Source organism: Serratia sp. FDAARGOS_506, from assembly GCF_003812745.1.
In the GTDB taxonomy this organism is placed as follows: domain Bacteria; phylum Pseudomonadota; class Gammaproteobacteria; order Enterobacterales; family Enterobacteriaceae; genus Serratia.
Map to the genome: position 1 here is coordinate 3,770,529 of NZ_CP033831.1, position 17,869 is coordinate 3,788,397.

Sequence of the window (17,869 nt, forward strand, 5' to 3'; positions counted from 1 at the left end):
AAATAACACCATAAACCGAATAAAAACGCAGGGTTAACACAACAGTGGCGCCATCGACCAAAAAAAGCGGTAAAACCTATTCCACAGTTCGTTTCGGCTGGATTTGCGCCGGCATGCTGGTCTGTTTTTTTCTGTTGGCGTTCAGGGTCGGCTACCTGCAGCTGCTGGAACATCAACAGCTGGCGGATCAGGCCGACCAGCGCTCTATCCGCACCCAGGTGGTGCCGACCAACCGCGCCATGATCACCGATCGCAACGATGAGGCGCTGGCGGTCAGCGTGTCGTCCAAAGACATCGTGCTGGATCCGAAACACATTCTCGATACTCAGACCGACACCGGCAACGAGCGTTGGCAGAGCATGGCCAACGTGCTGAAGATCCCGCTGGCGGACGTGCAGCATTTGATCCAGAGCAACGCGCGCAAGCGTTTCGTCTATCTGGCGCGCAAGGTGGAGGACGACAACGCCGCCTACATCAGCAAACTGCACCTGACCGGCGTCAGCACCGAGCAGGATTTCAGCCGTTTTTATCCGATGGGCCAGGACGCCGCCGGGCTGATCGGCATCGTCGGCCAGGATAATCAGGGGCTGGAGGGCATCGAGCTGGGCTTCAACCCGCTGTTGCAGGGCAAAAACGGCCTGCGTGTCTATCAGAAGGACGGCAGTGGCGCGGTGATCGGTGTGCTAAAAAGCGTGGATCCGGTGCCGCCGCCGAACGTGACGCTCAGCATCGACAAATTTATCCAGTACGTGCTCTATGCGCAGATCCGCGATGGCGTGGTGGCTAACCAGGCCGACTCCGGCTGTGCGGTGCTGGTCAAGATCGACACCGGCGAGATCCTCGGCATGGCCAGCTACCCGTCGTTCAACCCGAACAACTATGGCAGTACCCCGGCGAAAGACATTCGCAACGTGTGCAGCAGCGACAGCTTCGAACCGGGCTCGACGGTGAAACCGGTGGTGGTGATGGTGGGGTTGGAGCATAAGCTGATCCGGCCGGATACGGTGCTGGACACCACGCCGTATCGGGTGAACGGTCACCTGATCAAAGACGTCGGCCACTGGTCGAAGTTGACCATCACCGGCGTGTTGCAAAAATCGAGCGACATCGCGGTATCGCACATTGCGCTGGCGCTGCCGGCCACGGTGCTGCCGGCGGTCTATCGCAGCTTTGGCCTGGGGCGGCCAACCGAGCTTGGCATCGGCAACGAGAGCAGCGGCTATCTGCCGCAGCATCGTGAACGCTGGGCCGATATCGAACGCGCTACCTTCTCCTTCGGCTATGGGTTGCGCGTGACGCCGCTGCAGATGGCGCGCGAGTACGCCGCTATCGGTTCCTTCGGCATTTATCGGCCGCTGTCGATCACCAAGGTGACGCCGCCGGTGATGGGGCAACGTATTCTGCCCGCGGATACGGTACGATCCGTGGTGCATATGATGGAGAGCGATGCCTTGCCGGGCGGCAGCGGAGTGAGCGCCGCAGTGCCGGGCTACCGGCTGGCGATCAAAACCGGTACCGCCGAGAAAATGGGCCCGAGCGGCAAATACGACGGCGGCTACATTAACTACACCGCCGGCGTGGCGCCGGCCAGCGATCCGCAGGTGGCGCTGGTGGTGATGGTCAACAACCCGAAAGCCGGCAAGCACTTCGGCGGTTCGGTAGCCGGGCCGGTGTTCGGCAAGATCATGGCCCAGGTGCTGGAGCACATGAATATTCTGCCGGATGCCCAGCCGCTTAACGTGGTGTCGTCGGTCAAGGGGTAATCGAGGGGGATTCCAGCAGGCGCTTCAGCGCCTGCAGATCGGCGTTCACCAGCCCGGCGTCGCGGGCGAACAGCGCGTCGTCCATGCCCGGCTGGCGAAACAGGGTGAAGATCACCTCGGTGCCGTGCCGGTTGGCGAGCGCGCGCAGCGGCACATAGACTACGCCGCCGTCCGGCAGCGTCACCCAATGATCCAGCACGCCGAAGGCATTCGGCGCGCTGAAGCGAATGTGGATCGGCCCTTGTGGGGTCTCCGCCACCCAGTCTTCACCTTCCCGCCGCAAGCTGTTGGCTAACCCTTTGGCCCACAAGGGGAAGTTTTCCGGCTGGCTGAGAAAGGCATACACCTCGTCACAGGGGCGGTTGATGGCGACATGCAGCGTTTGTGCGCTCAGCATCGTGGGTTCTCCGGTTGGCGGCGATACTTCAGTGTAGATCCCGCCGCCTCAGAAGTAGTAACCGATGTTCACGTTGGTGCGAAAATACCATTTATTGCTGCCGGAGGACTGGGTGCCGGTCCAGCCGGTGGCGTTTTCCACGCCGCCCCACGGGTTGGCGTTCTGCGCCCAGGTCAGATCCACCCACAGCATCACCGGCATGGCGAAGACCTGTACCCCCAGCGTGTTCATTTTAGAGTCAGATCCGCCGTGCCTATCCTTCCAGAGCACGCTGTAATCGTTGTAGAACCGCAGCTTTTTCACCGGCCCCCAGGGCACGTCGACGTCGCGCGCCAGGTTGATGGCGGCGGTGGTGGCCTGCGACGGGATAAGATAGGCCGGCGTGAGCCCGTTGCCCCCCATCAGGATCACTGAATTGTTGGCCCCGGCCGGGCCTTTGGCGTCGTAACCGTAGCGGATCACCTGGCCGGACAGATGCCAGGGATCGTAATTCACCAGCGTATGCAGGCCTGCCGCCCAGAAGCTGCCGTTATCGCCGCTCGCCTGGTTGTAGAGCCGCGAGGCCGCCAGCGAACCGCCGAGCTCATTGTCCCAGCCGCCCTGATGGAAAGCGCGCGTCAGCCGCAGGTTTACCTGATCGCGCTTTTCGTTGCGCTGCAGGTGCTGTGACGCATAGTTGGTGTTTTTCAGATCGTCGTAACTGGCGACGTCGGGGGCGTAACGCACGCCGGTCGGCATCATGCGCGGGTAGTAGGCGGCATCGAAGGCCCAATCGTCATGCTGGTATTGGTATTTGGCCCCCAGCCCGGTGTTGACGCCGAAACCGAGATAAAACGGAATGCCGTACGACCAGCCGAACTGCGGGTAGGGCATCAGGCCGAACGGTTTGAACGGCGCGCCGAGCTGCACGGCGGAGCGCTCAGACAGGTGGTAGCCGATATAGGCGCGGTCGATGGCGTATTTGCGCCGATCCTGAAACCAGAATCCGCTATCGAAAAACACGTCGTTTACCTGGCCGGCGGCATCGATGCGAAAGGCGTCAAAGCGTAAATGTGGAGGATTCCGATAATTGCTGCTGTGCCAATCTTCATAGCGATAATTGGCGCGCAGTGCGCCACCGATATCAATATTCTTTTTATTATCTTCGCTTTGCCAATGAATATGCGGAAATGCCGGGCGACTTTTTTTACCGGCGCCGGGGTGGCGACAGCGTCGTTGGGTAATGCGGAGGTGGTTGCGTAACTTACTGGTGAAGCAAGAAAAAAACAAAGCATAATCTTGCGCATGCCTGGCCCCTGAAAAGAATGGACTGTTTATTAAGGCGAGCGAGTTTCACCTGTGAATAGGACGATTTCGCTCATCGGTTTTATATTTGAGACGATTTTGTTGAGCGTTTCATATATTAAATTCTGCATCGATTAATATATGAAACTTTGTTTTTCGTTTAATGGAAAAACTATAAATCCAGTATTAAACAAGTCAAGAAATAAAAATAAGAGTTGACGAACAATACCAAATTTTTGGCCTTTTCGGTCTGTGGGGGCTAGGCAAAGCAGGCTGAAATATTAGTGTCATCAATGCCCGCTAGACTCGCAGCATCCTGATATTACTGAATAAAAATCATGAACATAAAACTGACACTCGGCCGCAGGGTAAAACCTGCGGCAGCGCTGCCGCGCGCGTTTGGCTTCGGCAAGAGCATGGGCTTATTAAGTGGCGTAATTTGCGTTATCGCGCTATTTTCTCTGCTTCAATTGTTTTCCACGGTATTTATTTCCAATATTTTGCGCGACGCCAAGGTTAATCTGGTGATGGGCGATGCGTTGCATCGCCAGCAGGCGACGATGGATCGCGCCAGGCTGTCGCTGCTGACGGCCAGCGACACGCTGAACCGTGCGGGCATCTATTATCTGCAGGATAAAGCCACCGGTTCTGACGGCAGTTGGCACAGCCAGCTGGATGAGTCGTTGGCGGCGTTGCAGGCTTCACGGCAGGCGTTCGCCCAGTTCGAGCGTTTGAGCGCGGGTGCGCCCGAGGCGGCGGGCGCCCTGAAGGACAGCTACCGCCTGTTTTATGACGGTCTGAAAGAGCAGGCGCAAGGGTTGCAGGGCAGCAGTATCGATGCGTTTTTTGCCGTGCCGATCCAGGCATTTCAGGCGGATTTCAACGAGAAGTATCTCTCTTACCAGGCGCTGAACGCACGGCGCGGTGATGACGTCAACGTGCGGCAATTGGCGGCGCTGGAGCAGGCCAAAATCTTTGCGCTCGGCGCGCTGGCCGCGCTGGCGCTGATCGCCGTGGGGGTATGGTTCGGTGTCTCTCGTTGGGTGATCGTACCGTTGCAGCGGGCGATCGCGCACCTCAACGTGCTGGCCGCCGGCGATCTTTCTCGGCCGCTGCCGCCTGAGCGGGCGTTCAACCGCGAGATGCGTCAGCTGCAAACCAGCATTGGCCATATGCAGGGCGGCCTGCAGCAGCTGGTGAGCGAAGTGCGCGATGCAGCGAGCGGGATCTTGAACGGCGTCGTGCGACTGACGGACGGCAATCGACAGTTAACGGTGCAGTCGGCAAAGCAGGACGGCGAATTGCAGTTGGCGACCGAGCACGTGCAGCAGCTGGCGGCGCGGGTGGAAGAGAACGGTCAATACGCGCAGCAGGCCAGCCAACGAACCGAACAGGCCCGGCAGTGCGCCGGCGTCGGTGAGCAGACGATGCAAACCGTCAATGTTTCGATGCAAGGGATCGTCAACCAATCGGCCGAGATGCGGGGCATCGTCGCGCTGATCGACAGCGTAGCGTTCCAGACCAATATTCTGGCTCTGAATGCGGCGATCGAGGCCGCGCACGCCGGTGTTCACGGCCGCGGCTTTGCCATCGTGGCCAAAGAGGTTGGCCTGTTGGCGCAAAAGAGCAGCCATTCGACGCGCGATATCCAGCAGTTGATCAACCGTTCGCTGCAGCAAATCGATCAAGGTTCGCAGGCGGTGGAGCTGCTGACGAGCAACCTGCGCCAGATTATCGATCTGGTGAACAAATGCAGTGTGCTGATGGGGGAAATCTCCCTGGCGTCGCTCAATCAGGGGGAGAGCATTCGGGACGTGACGGCACGCATTGCGGCGCTGAATCAGGTGGCGCGGCAAACCGGTACGCTGGTGAGCGCGGTGACCGAAACTTCGCAACTGTTGCAGGACGAGTCGGAACGACTGGAAAAAGCGGTGGCGCGCTTCAGGCTGCCTGCGTAATCAACCACTCCGGGCGGGGTAATTAATAATAAAGCTGCGCGTAACGCTATTTATTATTTCTCGTCCTCTGAGAAAATTCAGCGGGTTAAATAAAAGAACAGGCCGGCGCTTATGGATTAAAAAAACGCCGGCCTGCAGAAATTATTTTGATGGGATGATTAACGGCTGGTCTGGTGCCCGATAATGCCGCCCAACGCTGCACCGCCGAGGGTACCCAGCGTGCTGCCGTCGGTCAGCACAGCGCCGCCGACTGCGCCGACGCCCGCGCCGATCGCCGTGTTGCGATCGCGATTGGACATATGCCCACATGCGGTAACGGAAAGCGTCGCCGTCACCACCACCAATACACCTGCGGCACGTTTAATATTCATAATGAGTTCCTGGTAAATTGACTGATTAATGGATTAAAAATAATCCGATTAATCCGTCGGTAGAAGTTGGGATGAATGTATTCCTCCGTAAGAAAATCGAACAGGTAAAAATTCTTAATTTTGCGGCGGCGAAAAGCGATTGCTCGCCGAATGCGCGGCCGCCGGCAAAACCGCTGGTCTATACTGGGAAGACGCCTCGCGGGGGACGGGGCGCACACTCTGGAGGCCGCCATGTCCGATCTCGTTTCCGCGTCCGGCAAACCGGTGAAAATCCCCGGTCCGGATCATCCAATCACCTTGAACCGTCATCCGGCGCGGGTTGTCGTGCGCGCTGCCGGGCAAACCCTGGCCGACAGCCGCAACGCGCTTATCTTGCAGGAAGCCAACTATCCGCCGGTGTTTTACTTCCCGCGCGAAGACGTGAATATGGCGCTGTTGCAAAAAAACGAGCACGTCAGCTACTGCCCTTATAAGGGCGACTGCAGTTATTTCTCCCTTGCGTTAAACGGCGAACAGGGGGCCAATACGGCCTGGAGCTATGAAATGCCCTACAACGCCGTAGTGGCGATCAAGGATCATCTGGCGTTTTATCCCGATAAAGTGGCGGAGATCCGTGCCGAAGCGTGAATTGCCGCCGCCATCCGGCGGGGGCAGGTTGACATTTTTATTGCCCCTACTCATTATGTGTATTACCGGAAATTGATACGCTTTCCTTATGTTTTAATCCGACATAAACGAAACTCTGAGCAGGTGCCAAGGTGTCTACCTCTACGCGATTTGCCGTTGCCATCCACATTCTGACCAATATCACGCTGTGTCGTGGGCAGACGGTGCGTTCCGAAGATATCGCGCGCAGCGTCAACACCAACCCGACGGTGGTGCGCCGTATCCTCGGCGCGCTTGCGGAGGCGGGGCTGACCTATTCACAGATGGGGCAAGGCGGCGGGGCGCTGCTGGCGCGGCCGGCGGAAGCGATCTCGCTGCTGGACGTGTATCGCGCGGTAGAGGATCAACCGTACTTCATGCTGCACCGTGCCCGGCCTAACGATGCGTGCTATATTGGCCACGCCATTACCCCGGTGCTGGAGCAAGAGTTTGCGCGCGTCGGTCACGCGTTGGAAGCCAGCCTGGCGCAAACCAGCATCGCTGAAATGGCCGGGCAGGTCGAACGGCGCGCCGGCTATCCTTTTGTCCCTTGTTCGCCGCAATATCAAGCGGATACGCAATAAAAACCACGCCAATCCCTTCATCGTACAGAGCATTTTTTGCATTGCTTTAATGTAATTGTGTAAGTTACATTAGCTCGCATCAAGTGTGATGTAGCTCACGTTTTAGACTGCTTCCCCACGATACTCAACCGATTGGCCGGAAACCTTTTCTTCCGGCGTAGATTCGCTGTGCTTATAAACCAGGAGAGAACGATGTTAGAAATGATTGAAAGCTTGGCCACGGTGGTGGTCCTGGTGCCGGTAATGGTGGCCGTCTTGCTCGGCGCGATTTACGGCCTGGGTGAAGTGTTCAACGTCTTTTCCGCTATCGGCCGCAAAAACGGCTGATCGGCACGCAGGGGGCGCTCAGCCCCCGGCTCTTTTATCTCCTCTCCTCTCCTCTCTAAGATTGCGCTGTGGCGTCAATCATCGCCATCACCTGCCGAAACATCGCGCTTTCCGCATCGGCCAGCTCGTTGACCAACGTAAAGTGATTGCAGTGGCGATCGGCCAGCAGTCGGACGTCGAGGCCGCGCGCCAGGCAGGCGTCATAATAGGCCTGCGTCTGGTTTTTGAAACCTTGGGTTTCCTGCTGGCCGACGTCGAGTAATATCTGCGGCGCATGTTCCTTCGCCGGCAGCAAGAACAGCGGGCTGAGGGTTTGCGCCTGTTCGGGCGTCAGGTGCAGCCAGTCGTTGATGTAGATATCGCACAGCGGGCGCAGATCGTAGAGGCCACTCAGCGCCAGCGCGCCTTTGATCGCGTCGGACGGCAGACGATAGCGTTGTTGCCAGCCGTCCGCGATCAGCATGCCGCACAGGTGGCCGCCGGCCGAACTGCCGCTGACGAAAATGCGTGCCGGATCGATGCCGAAAGGCGCCCCATGATGATAAAGCCAGGCGACGGCGCTGCGTACCTCGTGCACGATCTCCGCCAATGTCGCTTCCGGTGCCAGCGTGTATTCCAGCGTGGCGACCGCTACGCCGCGGTGGGCAAACGCTGCGGCCATCGAACAGGCTTCCTCTTTGCGCTGCGAATGCCAGTAGCCGCCATGAATAAAGATCAGCAGCGGAGCGGGCTGCGTGCAGGCCGGGAACAGATCGAGGCGCTCTGCGGCGCTCATGCCGTAGCGCAGGTCGTAAATTCCGGGCGTCTGTACCTTGGCGCGCTGGGCCAGCGCGGCGTATTCCGCCATGCAGGCGTCAAAATCTTCCACCGAAGCGCGGGCGTTGTATTGCACGGCGCGCGCGCTCAGGTCTTCAAACGTCAGATCGATGCTCATCATTTCTCCTGATTGTTATGCGTTATGTCCTCATCATCGTCGTGCAGGCGAAAAGATGTTTGATCTCAGGTGCGCACAATTGCGGCTTCTTCATTGCTGTTATTTGCTGTATATTGCTGTTTTATGCTTTTATTGCGGAATAAGCCCATGCACAAAGCGGCACGACAGCGCCATTTACTGGATTTGCTCAGCGAACGCGGGCAGGCGGCGGTGGCGGAACTGGCCTCCGCCATCGGCGTTTCGGTCGATACCGTGCGCCGCGATCTGGCCGATCTCGAGCGGCAAGGGTTGGCGCAGAAACATCACGGCGGTGCGATCGCGCTCGAACCCGCCGACATGCCGCGCCAGGCGCGTGCGGCGCTGTTGCCGCAGGTCAAACAGCGGCTCGGCCGCGCGGTAGCCGCGCAGATCCCGCCCGGCAGCACCCTGATGTTGGATGCGGGCAGTACGCTGCTGGCGGTGGCGCAGGCGCTGCGTGGGCCGGCCACGGTGATCACCGCTTCGCTGGATATCGCGCAGTGCCTGAGCGACAGGCCAGAGATCAACCTGATCTTGCTGGGCGGCCAATGGGATGTGCGTCAGCGGCTGTTCGCCGGCAGCGCCACCCTGGCGTTGCTGGCGCGCTACCGCGCGGACATCGCCTTGCTGGGTGCCTGCGCGGTGCATGCGCAGCTGGGGCTGAGCGCCGGCGAGGAGGCCGATGCGGAGGTCAAACGCGCCATGCTGGCCAACAGCGGCGAGCGCTGGCTGGTGGCCGACCATATGAAGTTGGATCGCTGCGAACCGCATCACGTTGCGGATCTGGCGCAGATCCAACGGCTGTTTACCGATCGCCCGTGGGACAACCTGGACGAACAATCATTGATTGAACTTTGTGTCGTCGCCGACGACCGCTAGAGGAGAACACTGATGAACGATACCGCACGACCGATGCAGGTGGCGCTGATTGGCTACGGCTTTGTCGGCAAGACGTTTCACGCGCCGCTGATTAACGCGGTACCGGGATTGGAACTGAGCGTAGTGGCTTCGCGTGATGCCGCCAAGGTGCATGCCGATCTGCCGCACGCGCGGGTGATCGCCGACCCGCTGGAGGCCATCCGCCGGCCGGAGGTGGATTTGGTGGTGATCGCGTCGCCGAACGATACCCATGCGCCGTTGGCGCTGGCCGCGTTGGAGGCGGGCAAGCACGTGGTGGTGGATAAGCCCTTTACGCTGGATTTGGCGCAGGCGCGTACGCTGATTGCGGCGGCGGAAAAACACGATCGCCTGCTGTCGGTGTTCCAAAACCGCCGCTGGGACAGCGACTACCTGGGCGTTAAGCAGGTGATCGAACAGGGAGTGATCGGCAAGGTGACGCACTTTGAGTCACACATCGATCGTTACCGCCCTGAAGTGCGAGTGCGTTGGCGCGAACAGAACCTGCCGGGCAGCGGGCTGTGGTTCGATCTGGGGCCGCACATGGTCGATCAGGCGCTGCAGCTGTTCGGTTTGCCGCATAGCGTGCAGGCCAACATCGCCACGCTGCGCCCCAACGCGCAGATTAACGACTGGGCCCACGTGGTGCTGAACTACCCGACGCATCGCGTGATCCTGCATGGCAGCATGTTGGTGGCGGGGGGCGTAGCGCGCTTTACCGTACACGGTGAGAAAGGCAGCGTGGTCAAAGCGCGCGCCGACGGGCAGGAGAGCCAACTGCTTGCCGGCGTGACGCCGGGCTCGGCGGAATGGGGCAAAGACGACGACGCGATGAGCCTGTTTATCGGCACGGAGCCGGTGCGCAGGCTGCCGACGCCGGATGGCGACCAGCGTCAATATTACGTCCAGGTGCGCGATGCGCTGCGCGGCGTCGGCGCCAACCCGGTTACCGCCGCGCAGGCGCTGGCGGTGATGGCGGTGCTGGAGGCGGCCACCCTGGCGGCGGAAACCGGCGTCACCCAAACTCTGCCACTTACCGAGGCGGAAATCGCCGCCTGGTAATAGTTTGCGTTAGATAAGGCGTCAGACGCATTGATACAGTGCATGTCGTGCGTCTTCCGCCATCTCAACCCCTGACATAGGCTAACCCTCAGTCTATGTCAGGAGTGTTTATCATGTTATCCCATCCTACGCCGCAGGGCGTCCGCGGCATACTGGCCGCACTGTCTCTGAGCATGCTGCTGTCATCGCTCGGCATCAGCATCGCCAACGTCGGGCTGCCGGCGCTCGCCGCCGCGTTCCATGCCTCGTTCCAGGCGGTACAGTGGGTATTGCTCTGTTATTTGCTGGCCGTCACCACCTGCATCATCGGCATCGGCCGCTTGGGCGACAGCCTCAATCGCCGCCGCCTGCTGCTGGCGGGTATCGCACTGTTTACCGCCGCTTCGTTGGCTTGTGCGCTGGCCCCGCAGCTTTGGCTGCTGCTGGCGGCGCGCATGGCGCAGGGGCTGGGGGGCGCGGTTATGATGTCGATCGCCATGGCGCTGGCCGGCGAGGCGCTGGGCACGGAAAAAATCGGCCGCGCGATGGGGCTGCTCGGCACCATGTCGGCAGTGGGCACCGCGTTGGGGCCGTCGTTGGGCGGCGCGCTGATCGCCGGTTTCGGCTGGCGGGCGATGTTTCTCATCAATCTGCCGCTGGGCCTGTTGGCGCTGTGGCTCGCCTGGCGATACTTGCCGGAGGGGGGGCATACGGCAGCGCGCCAGGAACCGTTCGATCGCGCCGGTACGCTGCTGCTGGGCGGCGCATTGCTCTGCTATTCGCTGGCGATGACCCTTGGGCGCGGCAACTTCGGCGCGCTCAATCTGGCGTTGATGCTGGGGGCCCTGTTGGCGGGGTCGCTGTTCATCGGCGTGGAGCGCCGTGCCGCATCGCCGCTGCTGGCGCCGACGATGTTTCGTCATCCGGCCCTGACGGCGGGGCTGGCGGCCAGCGCGCTGGTGATGACGGTCATGACCGCCACGCTGGTCGTCGGGCCGTTCTATCTGTCACGCGCGCTGGGGTTAAGCGCTGCGCAGGTCGGGCTGGTGATGTCGGCGGGGCCGGCGGTGGCGATCCTGACCGGCATTCCGGCCGGTTATCTGGTGGATCGTTTTGGATCGCAGTGCATCGCCCAGTTTGGGCTGGCGGCGGTGGCCGCCGGGGCGACGTTGCTGTCGCTGCTTAGCCGCTGGGGCGTGCTCGGCTACGTGGCACCCATCGCGCTGCTGACCGCCGGCTACGCACTGTTTCAGGTGGCCAACAATACGGCGCTGATGAAGGATCTGTTTCCCGAGCGACGCGGGCTTATCTCCGGCATGGTGAACCTGGCGCGTAATCTCGGGGCGATTACCGGCGCTTCGGCGATGGGGGCGTTGTTTTATCTGGCTTCGCAGCGGGTGACGGGCGCGGCCGCCGCTGCGGCTTACGGAATGCAGGTGACTTACGGCGTGGCGGCGCTGTTGGCGCTGGCGGCATTGCTCATCGCCTTCGGCGGCCGCCGACTGATGCTGCGTTACGACGCGCGCTGAACCGCGTAGCGTTCTTGCACGAAACCGTTGTCCGATTGGGTGACGGCGAGCAGGCGCAGCCGTTGTTCCGGGCCATCGGCGCCGAACAAGGGAATGCCACCGCCCAGCAGCAGCGGCACGCGCGTGATAGTCAGCTCGTCGATCAACCCGGCCTGCAGGAAGCGCTGGACGGTCTGGCCGCCGTCGATATACAGGTGACGGCAGCCTTGGTCGGCCAGCTGCGCCAAGATGGCCGTCGGTTCGCCATGCATCCAGCGAACGAGCCCGGTATCTTGTTGTGCGGGCGGCTGCGTCGACAGCACCACCACCGGCAGTTCGCCATAGGGCCACTCGGGAAAGGCACGGACTTTCTCATAGGTATGGCGCCCCATCACCAGTGCGTCGATATCGGCGATAAACGCCTCATAGCTTAGCCCGTTGAGCAACGAAACCGCGTACTCGGGCCGCAGCAGCCAGTCGATGTCGCCGTCCGCCCCGGCGATGAAGCCGTCCACGCTGGTGGCGATGTAAACCGAACACTTCATCAGACGAGATCTCCCCGGTAAACCACATGCACCTTGTTACCGTCGGGATCGCGCAGATAAGCGCCGAAATAGCCTTTGCCGTAATGTGCGCGTTCGCCGGGTTCACCTTCGCTGCTGCCGCCCGCCAGCAGACCGGCGGCGTAGGCGCGCTTGACCTCCAGCTCATCGGCGGCGAGAAAGGCCAGCATGCTGCCGTTGCCAGCGCTGGCAGGCTGTCTGTCGAAGGGTTGGTAGGCATAGAAACGCGGCAGCGTTTGGCCCGGCATCACCCAGCAGCGGGCGGCGGGACCGCCGTCCGGCGTTACTTCCCGCCGCTGTAATCCCAGCGGCAAAAGAATGGCGTCGTAGAATGCGGCGGCGGCATCCAGATCGCTGACGCCGACGGTAATATGGCTGAACATGGCGCTTCCTTTCCGAAGAGAGAGTATGAACGCTTAGAACAGTAGCAGCGATGCTGCAGAATAGACAGGGCGCAACGGAGGATTCGGATTAGGGACGCGCGCAAGGCAACGCGCGCTTCACGGGGTTATGGGGCAGGCCGCCGCTCAGTTGCTTTCGACGCGCGGATTGGCGTGGGTCGGTTGGCTGGGATAGTCCACCTGATGCTTGTGCAGGTAATCGCGGATCAGCTGGCGCACTACCTGGGAAGGCGTGACGTCCTGCTGCAGGCACAGTTCTTCCAGGGCTTTTTTCTTGTCCGGGTCAATCAGCACCGTTAGCCGCGCCGTTTTCTTTTCCATCAGGATCCTCCAGAGAATGATAACCGAATGATAATACCACGTGGACGAAGCGGCCAGCCAGAGCGTGCCGCCGCCCACCCTCAGCGAAAATGCAGGCGTTCGATTTTGCGTGACAGATAGCCGAGTTCACAGTTGAACAGCTCGCCGCTGCCGGCGGCCAGGCTGCGCAGCGCGCTCAGCGGCAGCGCCACCTGCGCCGGCGTGGCGTAAATGATCACGTTGCCGCTGGGGGCGATGCAAAACAGCACGGTGCCGAATATCCGATGCAGGCTGTGGTACAGCAAGCTGTTTTCGTCTGGCAGGTCGTGGTAATTCAGCACCAGCCAGCCCCCGTCGTTAAGGCGCGCGGCGCAGTTTTCCAGGAAAGTCTGGGTGCCTTGCTGCGGATCCATGGCAAACGCCGAATAGAGATCGGAAAAGATCAGGTCGTAGCGCGTTTCGGCGGGCGGGCGCACGAAGTCCATGGCGTCGGCGGTGCGCAGGCTGATGGTGTCGGTGGCCGGCAGTGTAAAATAGCGGCGCGCGACGGCGATCACCGCGGCGCGCAGTTCGACCACGTCCAGACGCATCGCCGGATCGAGGGCGTGCAGCGCACGCAGCAGGCTGCCGCCGCCTAATCCCAAAATCAACGCCGACGTCGGTGGCTGCCAGGCCACCGCCATCAGCATTGCTTTGATGTAGTTGTGGATCGGCTGCGCGGGGTTGCTGAGGCTCATTTTGCTTTGTTCGCAGATGCCGTCAAACCGTAGCGTGCGGTAGTCCTTGTGATCGGAAACGATGATTTCACCCCAGGCGTCGGTTTCGCGGGCGATCACCTGGCCACGTGGAGAGAAATCGAGGGTTCTGAGCAAGCTGTCAACCAGAGACATGATATTCGCAGGGCTCCTTTGGCAAGCGGCCTATTTACGGGCGCACATGAAATCGGCAGTGCAAATGCGCCGGCCATCGATGCTGGCACGGCCGGTAAAACGGGCGATAGCACCGCGACGGCGCACAAAAGCGACCTCCATCAACACCTGGTCGCCGGGGCGGGCGGCGCGATAAAACCGCGCTCGCTGGATGGCGGCGAAATAGTAATGCTCACCTTCGTTCAACGCCCCGAGATAGTAATGGGCCAGCAGACCGGTACTTTGCGCCAGGGCCTCCACCAACAGCACGCCGGGAAAACCGGCGAAGTGCGCGTGGCCGCTCCAGAACGTCGGCTCATTGGCGGTGATGTTCTTGATGGCGCTCAGCCGCCCTTCGGCAATGCAGGTGCCGGTGGGGAGGACGCGATCGACCAACAGGCAGGGATAGCGATGGGGCAAAATCGCCTGAATATCGTTGAATTGCAGTGGGTTACCATTCAATGGCATGGGGGCGCGTGATCCTGTCTGCGGCGAAACCGGTGCGGTGGCCGGCGTTCAGTCCATAGTGAGTATAATAGCATTATAATAAAATTATCATCAGATGTGCCAGATGAAAGACATGACGGCGGAGAAACCGGTGAAGAACGAGGGAAGCACCCGATCGCGGCGATCGGGTGTGCAGCGGGCTTTAGTGCTTGGAACGGGTGACCTTGTCCAGATAGCCCATCACAAAAGCGGACAGCACGAAGGTGAGGTGGATGATCACATACCACATCAGCTTATTGTCCGGCACGTTCTTGGCGTCCATAAACACCCGCAGCAGGTGAATGGAGGAAATAGCGACGATAGAGGCGGCGACTTTGTTTTTCAGCGAGGTGGCGTCCATTTTGCCCAGCCAGCTCAGCTTTTCTTTCCCTTCGGTGATATCCAGCTGCGAGACGAAGTTTTCATAGCCGGAGAACATCACCATCACCAACAGCCCGCCCACCAGCGCCATATCGACCAGCGACAGCAGAGTCAGGATCAGGTCGGCTTCAGCAACAGAAAAAATGTTGGGCAGGACGTGCAGGATCTCCTGGAAAAACTTGATCGACAGGGCGACCAGGGCCAGTGAAAGGCCGAAATAAACCGGTGCGAGCAGCCAGCGGGAGGCGTACATCGCGTTTTCGAGCAAGCGTTCAATCATAAAATTTTATTAAATACGTGGCTAAAAGAGCGCTCAGTATAACGCAGGAGACCCGGGCGAAATCAACCGCTTGCCAGTGGGTTGGAGAAATTGGCGCACGTTGGTTGCCCTGTTGCCAATCTCGCGGGTGTTGATGGCGGCCAGCCAGGCGTAAAGCTGAAGCCGCGCTTACCGGCAGATTTTCAGTGCCTGGCTTTTTTACCGTCGCTGTGGCCGAGAGAACGCTCGGGGAAGCTGTGATCGCGCAGCCGCTGCTTCAGCTGCGCCGCATCGGGGAAGCCGCCGTCAATTTTGCGATCCCAAATCATCACGCCATCGACGCTGATTTGATAGACTCCGCCGGTGCCCGGCATCAGCGTGACGGAGGCGAGATCGTCGCCAAAGGTATTGAGCAGCTCTTGCGCCATCCAGCCGGCGCGCAGCAGCCAGTTGCATTGTGAACAGTAGTGGATCGTAACGGCGGGGGCATTTTTCATCGATGATCGACCGGTAGTGGTAACGGCTCGCAATCAGCCTGATGGACCTGCAAGCGATGGTGGCTGTGTCTCGCCCAATAGTCAAGCGCCTGCTGAGGCGAGTACGACAAGAGGGAGTGTACGTCACGGACGCTTGCTTCCGGCAAACCATTCAACCCCACGCAGCATGCCCGCCCAATAAAACCGGGGTAAAAACCAGGCTTTCAGCCACCAGGCCATGTGGCTGGGCTGGGTTGCGTCGAGCAGTGGAAACGTGGGCAGCAATTTACCGTCATAGCCAAACTCCGCCAGCACAACCTTGCCTTTCTCAACCGTCAATGGACAGGAACCGTAACCATCATAGTGGGCGGCGAGAGGGGTACCATGAATCAGCGCCGCGATGTTTTCCGCCGCCACCACCACTTGCTTTCGGGCTGCTGCCAAGGTTTTGGCATTTGGCGTTGAGCAACAGTCGCCTACTGCAAAAATATCCGGCCAATGTTTATGCTGCAGCGTTAATTTATCCACATCGCACCAGCCGGAGCCATCAGCGAGTCCGCTTTGCGAAATAAACGCGGGGGCCGACTGGGGAGGCACTACGTGGAGCATATCGAAGGGCAGGGTTAATTCGCGTTTTCCTTCTTCATTTGTCTCCATGGCAAATGTTGCTTGCCGATTCTTGCCGTTAACACGGATTAAATTATGATTGAAATTGACCTGCGCACGGTATTTTTCCAAATACTCGGTTAGCGGAGGGACAAATTGCGGAATGCCGAAAACTGCCGCGCCCGCAAGGCAGAAATTGACGTTAATATTATTCAGGATGCCTTGGCGGCGCCAGTGGTCGCATGACAGATACAAGGCTTTTTGCGGTGCCCCGGCGCACTTGATGGGTAATGTCGGTTGAGAGAAAATAGCCTGGCCGCCTTTCATTTCGCGGACCAGTTTCCAGGTATACTCGGCAAGGTCAAAACGATAATTAGAGGTGACGCCGTTTAATCCAAGGGTTTCTTCAAGGCCCTCTATTTTGTCCCAGCGTAAAACGAGGCCGCACGCAACAATAAGAAAGTCATAGTTTATTATCTGCCCTTGGCGGGTCTCGATGTATTTTTGACGGGGTTCAACCCTGACAACGCTATCCTGTACCCATACGGTTCCTGTGGGCAAGACTGCGCGCATGGAACGCCGTGTTTTATTGATATCAAAGAGCCCTCCGCCCACCAGGGTCCATGCCGGTTGATAATAATGACAGTCACTAGGCTCAACTATCGTTATTTCGATGTTTTTAACTCGCTTCCTTATGCTTGCCGCGATACCTATTCCGGATGAACCGCCGCCAATTACAACGACGCTTTTTTTGGGATTTATTTTTTCTGGTTTCATGCAGGCCTCCTTTCATAAGAAAGTAGGGGGTCGCTGCCCAGATTAAAAGGAAATTCATAGAACTTGTGGTTATATAAAAAATCTCATATTCCATTTTGCTATATGTAATAACAAATCGAAATAAGTTATTTGACATTGTCGGTTAACTGATCGTTAATAAATGGCATGAGCATCATTAAGGGATTAGCGCATTGGATTTTTTCCATTTCAGTTTTTATATCGTGATGCTGTTAGTGGTCACAGGGGGAATTGTGGGATTCCTCTTGGCCCTGACCGGCGGCGGAGGCTCAATCGTCTGCGTGCCATTATTGCTGTATATGGTAAAAGTGCCGGATACGCATTTGATTATAGGAACCAGCGCCATGTCGGTGGCCATTAACGCGCTGATCAACCTGGCCGCACACGCCTCCAAAGGCAACGTCAGGTGGCAGACCGGGCTTGTCGTTTCGCTGGTCGCCGTCATGGGCGCTCTGGCGGGTTCTCAGATGGGAAAAATCACGGACGGACACTATTTAACCCTGCCTTTCTCCCTGTTGATGCTGGTTGTCGCCGGGTTGACGCTGAAAAGAAATCACCCTGCCGGTAACCCCTTATCGTCCTCCCATTCTGTTGTTCATCCCGCCATCGTTTGGCCCAGCGTCCTGGCCCTGGGCGGGTTGGCGGGCTTTCTGGGCATTGGCGGCGGATTTTTGGTTGTGCCGGCGCTGGTTTGGTTTTTCCGCTTCTCGATGGTTGAAGCGGTGGCAACCTCACTGGTGGTGGTGTCTGCCATGGGGCTATCGACCAGCGCCAGCTATGCCATGTCCGGAAAGGTATCGATCGCCATTACGTGCTGGCTCATCCTCGGCGGCGTTCTGGGGGGCGTGGTGGGGGTGGCGCTCGCCGAGCGCCTGAAGAAACGCGAAGACATTATCAATGTGCTCTATGCCGCCATGCTCTTGGCGCTGGCCCTGTATATGTTATTTAAAAGCCTATGAAACGGAAG

General features: G+C 59.2%; 20 protein-coding genes and 1 pseudogene. 9 read left to right on the plus strand and 12 right to left on the minus strand.

Features of this window, described 5'->3' with window-relative positions; translation table 11 throughout:
* Nucleotides 1-44 precede the first annotated feature (44 nt).
* Complete coding sequence (locus EGY12_RS18350; protein WP_049199504.1) at nucleotides 45-1,763, plus strand: penicillin-binding transpeptidase domain-containing protein; 1,719 nt, start codon at nucleotides 45-47, stop codon at nucleotides 1,761-1,763.
* Here the strand turns inward: EGY12_RS18350 and EGY12_RS18355 are convergent.
* Nucleotides 1,753-2,160, minus strand: coding sequence for an SRPBCC family protein (locus EGY12_RS18355; RefSeq protein WP_123894895.1), 408 nt, complete (start codon nucleotides 2,158-2,160; stop codon nucleotides 1,753-1,755). The genes EGY12_RS18350 and EGY12_RS18355 overlap by 11 nt on opposite strands.
* 48 nt (nucleotides 2,161-2,208) lie before the next feature.
* Nucleotides 2,209-3,446 (minus strand): annotated as a pseudogene (locus tag EGY12_RS18360) (hypothetical protein).
* Nucleotides 3,447-3,860: 414 nt separating this feature from the next.
* Between EGY12_RS18360 and EGY12_RS18365 the strand changes: the two are divergent.
* Complete coding sequence (locus EGY12_RS18365) at nucleotides 3,861-5,402, plus strand: methyl-accepting chemotaxis protein (protein ID WP_172962965.1); 1,542 nt, start codon at nucleotides 3,861-3,863, stop codon at nucleotides 5,400-5,402.
* 158 nt (nucleotides 5,403-5,560) lie between these two features.
* On the opposite strand, the gene osmB is transcribed toward EGY12_RS18365, so the two are convergent.
* Nucleotides 5,561-5,773: an osmotically-inducible lipoprotein OsmB gene (gene osmB / locus EGY12_RS18370; RefSeq protein ID WP_123894897.1), complete on the minus strand. Its 213-nt coding sequence runs from the start codon at nucleotides 5,771-5,773 to the stop codon at nucleotides 5,561-5,563.
* A gap of 231 nt (nucleotides 5,774-6,004) precedes the next feature.
* On the opposite strand from osmB, the gene EGY12_RS18375 reads away from it, so the two are divergent.
* From EGY12_RS18375 to EGY12_RS18385, 3 genes are all read left to right on the plus strand, one after another.
* Nucleotides 6,005-6,400, plus strand: a complete 396-nt coding sequence (locus EGY12_RS18375; RefSeq protein WP_123894898.1) for a DUF427 domain-containing protein — start codon at nucleotides 6,005-6,007, stop codon at nucleotides 6,398-6,400.
* A gap of 131 nt (nucleotides 6,401-6,531) precedes the next feature.
* Nucleotides 6,532-7,002, plus strand: a complete 471-nt coding sequence (locus tag EGY12_RS18380; RefSeq protein WP_123894899.1) for an Rrf2 family transcriptional regulator — start codon at nucleotides 6,532-6,534, stop codon at nucleotides 7,000-7,002.
* A 192-nt stretch (nucleotides 7,003-7,194) separates the two neighbouring features.
* A complete protein-coding gene (locus EGY12_RS18385) occupies nucleotides 7,195-7,329 on the plus strand; it encodes an AcrZ family multidrug efflux pump-associated protein (protein ID WP_033643027.1) in 135 nt (44 codons plus the stop codon).
* Between the two features lie 55 nt (nucleotides 7,330-7,384).
* Here the strand turns inward: EGY12_RS18385 and EGY12_RS18390 are convergent, their stop codons facing one another.
* Complete coding sequence (locus EGY12_RS18390) at nucleotides 7,385-8,263, minus strand: alpha/beta hydrolase (RefSeq protein WP_123894900.1); 879 nt, start codon at nucleotides 8,261-8,263, stop codon at nucleotides 7,385-7,387.
* A gap of 147 nt (nucleotides 8,264-8,410) precedes the next feature.
* On the opposite strand from EGY12_RS18390, the gene EGY12_RS18395 reads away from it, so the two are divergent.
* The 3 genes from EGY12_RS18395 (at nucleotide 8,411) to EGY12_RS18405 (ending at nucleotide 11,748) form a co-directional block, all read left to right on the plus strand.
* A complete protein-coding gene (locus EGY12_RS18395) occupies nucleotides 8,411-9,160 on the plus strand; it encodes a DeoR/GlpR family DNA-binding transcription regulator (RefSeq protein ID WP_123894901.1) in 750 nt (249 codons plus the stop codon).
* A gap of 12 nt (nucleotides 9,161-9,172) precedes the next feature.
* A complete protein-coding gene (locus tag EGY12_RS18400; RefSeq protein ID WP_123894902.1) occupies nucleotides 9,173-10,240 on the plus strand; it encodes an oxidoreductase in 1,068 nt (355 codons plus the stop codon).
* A gap of 113 nt (nucleotides 10,241-10,353) precedes the next feature.
* Complete coding sequence (locus EGY12_RS18405; RefSeq protein ID WP_123894903.1) at nucleotides 10,354-11,748, plus strand: MFS transporter; 1,395 nt, start codon at nucleotides 10,354-10,356, stop codon at nucleotides 11,746-11,748.
* On the opposite strand, the gene EGY12_RS18410 is transcribed toward EGY12_RS18405, so the two are convergent.
* The 8 genes from EGY12_RS18410 to EGY12_RS18445 form a co-directional block, all read right to left on the minus strand.
* Complete coding sequence (locus EGY12_RS18410; RefSeq protein ID WP_172962935.1) at nucleotides 11,733-12,272, minus strand: dihydrofolate reductase family protein; 540 nt, start codon at nucleotides 12,270-12,272, stop codon at nucleotides 11,733-11,735. The genes EGY12_RS18405 and EGY12_RS18410 overlap by 16 nt on opposite strands.
* Nucleotides 12,272-12,673 (minus strand): VOC family protein, encoded by a 402-nt coding sequence (locus tag EGY12_RS18415; RefSeq protein ID WP_123894905.1) that lies wholly within the window; start codon nucleotides 12,671-12,673, stop codon nucleotides 12,272-12,274. Before EGY12_RS18415 ends, EGY12_RS18410 begins: the two co-directional genes overlap by 1 nt.
* Nucleotides 12,674-12,817: 144 nt before the next feature.
* Nucleotides 12,818-13,012, minus strand: coding sequence for a ribbon-helix-helix protein, CopG family (locus tag EGY12_RS18420; RefSeq protein WP_004928567.1), 195 nt, complete (start codon nucleotides 13,010-13,012; stop codon nucleotides 12,818-12,820).
* An 80-nt stretch (nucleotides 13,013-13,092) separates the two neighbouring features.
* Complete coding sequence (locus EGY12_RS18425) at nucleotides 13,093-13,881, minus strand: spermidine synthase (RefSeq protein ID WP_123894906.1); 789 nt, start codon at nucleotides 13,879-13,881, stop codon at nucleotides 13,093-13,095.
* Between the two features lie 30 nt (nucleotides 13,882-13,911).
* Nucleotides 13,912-14,367 (minus strand): 3-hydroxyacyl-ACP dehydratase FabZ, encoded by a 456-nt coding sequence (gene fabZ / locus EGY12_RS18430; protein ID WP_049199529.1) that lies wholly within the window; start codon nucleotides 14,365-14,367, stop codon nucleotides 13,912-13,914.
* A gap of 181 nt (nucleotides 14,368-14,548) precedes the next feature.
* On the minus strand, nucleotides 14,549-15,043 hold the full coding sequence (locus EGY12_RS18435) for a TIGR00645 family protein (RefSeq protein ID WP_025302805.1): 495 nt from the start codon (nucleotides 15,041-15,043) through the stop codon (nucleotides 14,549-14,551).
* A gap of 185 nt (nucleotides 15,044-15,228) precedes the next feature.
* A complete protein-coding gene (locus EGY12_RS18440; RefSeq protein WP_025159743.1) occupies nucleotides 15,229-15,522 on the minus strand; it encodes a SelT/SelW/SelH family protein in 294 nt (97 codons plus the stop codon).
* A 123-nt stretch (nucleotides 15,523-15,645) separates the two neighbouring features.
* Nucleotides 15,646-16,884, minus strand: coding sequence for an FAD/NAD(P)-binding oxidoreductase (locus tag EGY12_RS18445; protein WP_123894907.1), 1,239 nt, complete (start codon nucleotides 16,882-16,884; stop codon nucleotides 15,646-15,648).
* Between the two features lie 191 nt (nucleotides 16,885-17,075).
* Between EGY12_RS18445 and EGY12_RS18450 the strand changes: the two genes are divergently transcribed.
* Nucleotides 17,076-17,861, plus strand: a complete 786-nt coding sequence (locus EGY12_RS18450) for a sulfite exporter TauE/SafE family protein (protein WP_123894908.1) — start codon at nucleotides 17,076-17,078, stop codon at nucleotides 17,859-17,861.
* Nucleotides 17,862-17,869 lie beyond the last annotated feature (8 nt).

What these genes read in the sequence shown, in the direction of transcription:
- EGY12_RS18425 (WP_123894906.1), bottom strand. Translation starts at nt 13,881, where the DNA reads ATGTCTCTGGTTGACAGCTTGCTCAGAACCCTCGATTTCTCTCCACGT.
- EGY12_RS18390 (WP_123894900.1), bottom strand. Translation starts at nt 8,263, where the DNA reads ATGAGCATCGATCTGACGTTTGAAGACCTGAGCGCGCGCGCCGTGCAA.
- EGY12_RS18355 (WP_123894895.1), bottom strand. Translation starts at nt 2,160, where the DNA reads ATGCTGAGCGCACAAACGCTGCATGTCGCCATCAACCGCCCCTGTGAC.
- EGY12_RS18415 (WP_123894905.1), bottom strand. Translation starts at nt 12,673, where the DNA reads ATGTTCAGCCATATTACCGTCGGCGTCAGCGATCTGGATGCCGCCGCC.
- EGY12_RS18385 (WP_033643027.1), top strand. Translation starts at nt 7,195, where the DNA reads ATGTTAGAAATGATTGAAAGCTTGGCCACGGTGGTGGTCCTGGTGCCG.
- EGY12_RS18445 (WP_123894907.1), bottom strand. Translation starts at nt 16,884, where the DNA reads ATGAAACCAGAAAAAATAAATCCCAAAAAAAGCGTCGTTGTAATTGGC.
- EGY12_RS18395 (WP_123894901.1), top strand. Translation starts at nt 8,411, where the DNA reads ATGCACAAAGCGGCACGACAGCGCCATTTACTGGATTTGCTCAGCGAA.
- osmB (WP_123894897.1), bottom strand. Translation starts at nt 5,773, where the DNA reads ATGAATATTAAACGTGCCGCAGGTGTATTGGTGGTGGTGACGGCGACG.
- EGY12_RS18420 (WP_004928567.1), bottom strand. Translation starts at nt 13,012, where the DNA reads ATGGAAAAGAAAACGGCGCGGCTAACGGTGCTGATTGACCCGGACAAG.
- EGY12_RS18400 (WP_123894902.1), top strand. Translation starts at nt 9,173, where the DNA reads ATGAACGATACCGCACGACCGATGCAGGTGGCGCTGATTGGCTACGGC.
- EGY12_RS18410 (WP_172962935.1), bottom strand. Translation starts at nt 12,272, where the DNA reads ATGAAGTGTTCGGTTTACATCGCCACCAGCGTGGACGGCTTCATCGCC.
- EGY12_RS18365 (WP_172962965.1), top strand. Translation starts at nt 3,861, where the DNA reads ATGGGCTTATTAAGTGGCGTAATTTGCGTTATCGCGCTATTTTCTCTG.
- fabZ (WP_049199529.1), bottom strand. Translation starts at nt 14,367, where the DNA reads ATGCCATTGAATGGTAACCCACTGCAATTCAACGATATTCAGGCGATT.
- EGY12_RS18440 (WP_025159743.1), bottom strand. Translation starts at nt 15,522, where the DNA reads ATGAAAAATGCCCCCGCCGTTACGATCCACTACTGTTCACAATGCAAC.
- EGY12_RS18405 (WP_123894903.1), top strand. Translation starts at nt 10,354, where the DNA reads ATGTTATCCCATCCTACGCCGCAGGGCGTCCGCGGCATACTGGCCGCA.
- EGY12_RS18375 (WP_123894898.1), top strand. Translation starts at nt 6,005, where the DNA reads ATGTCCGATCTCGTTTCCGCGTCCGGCAAACCGGTGAAAATCCCCGGT.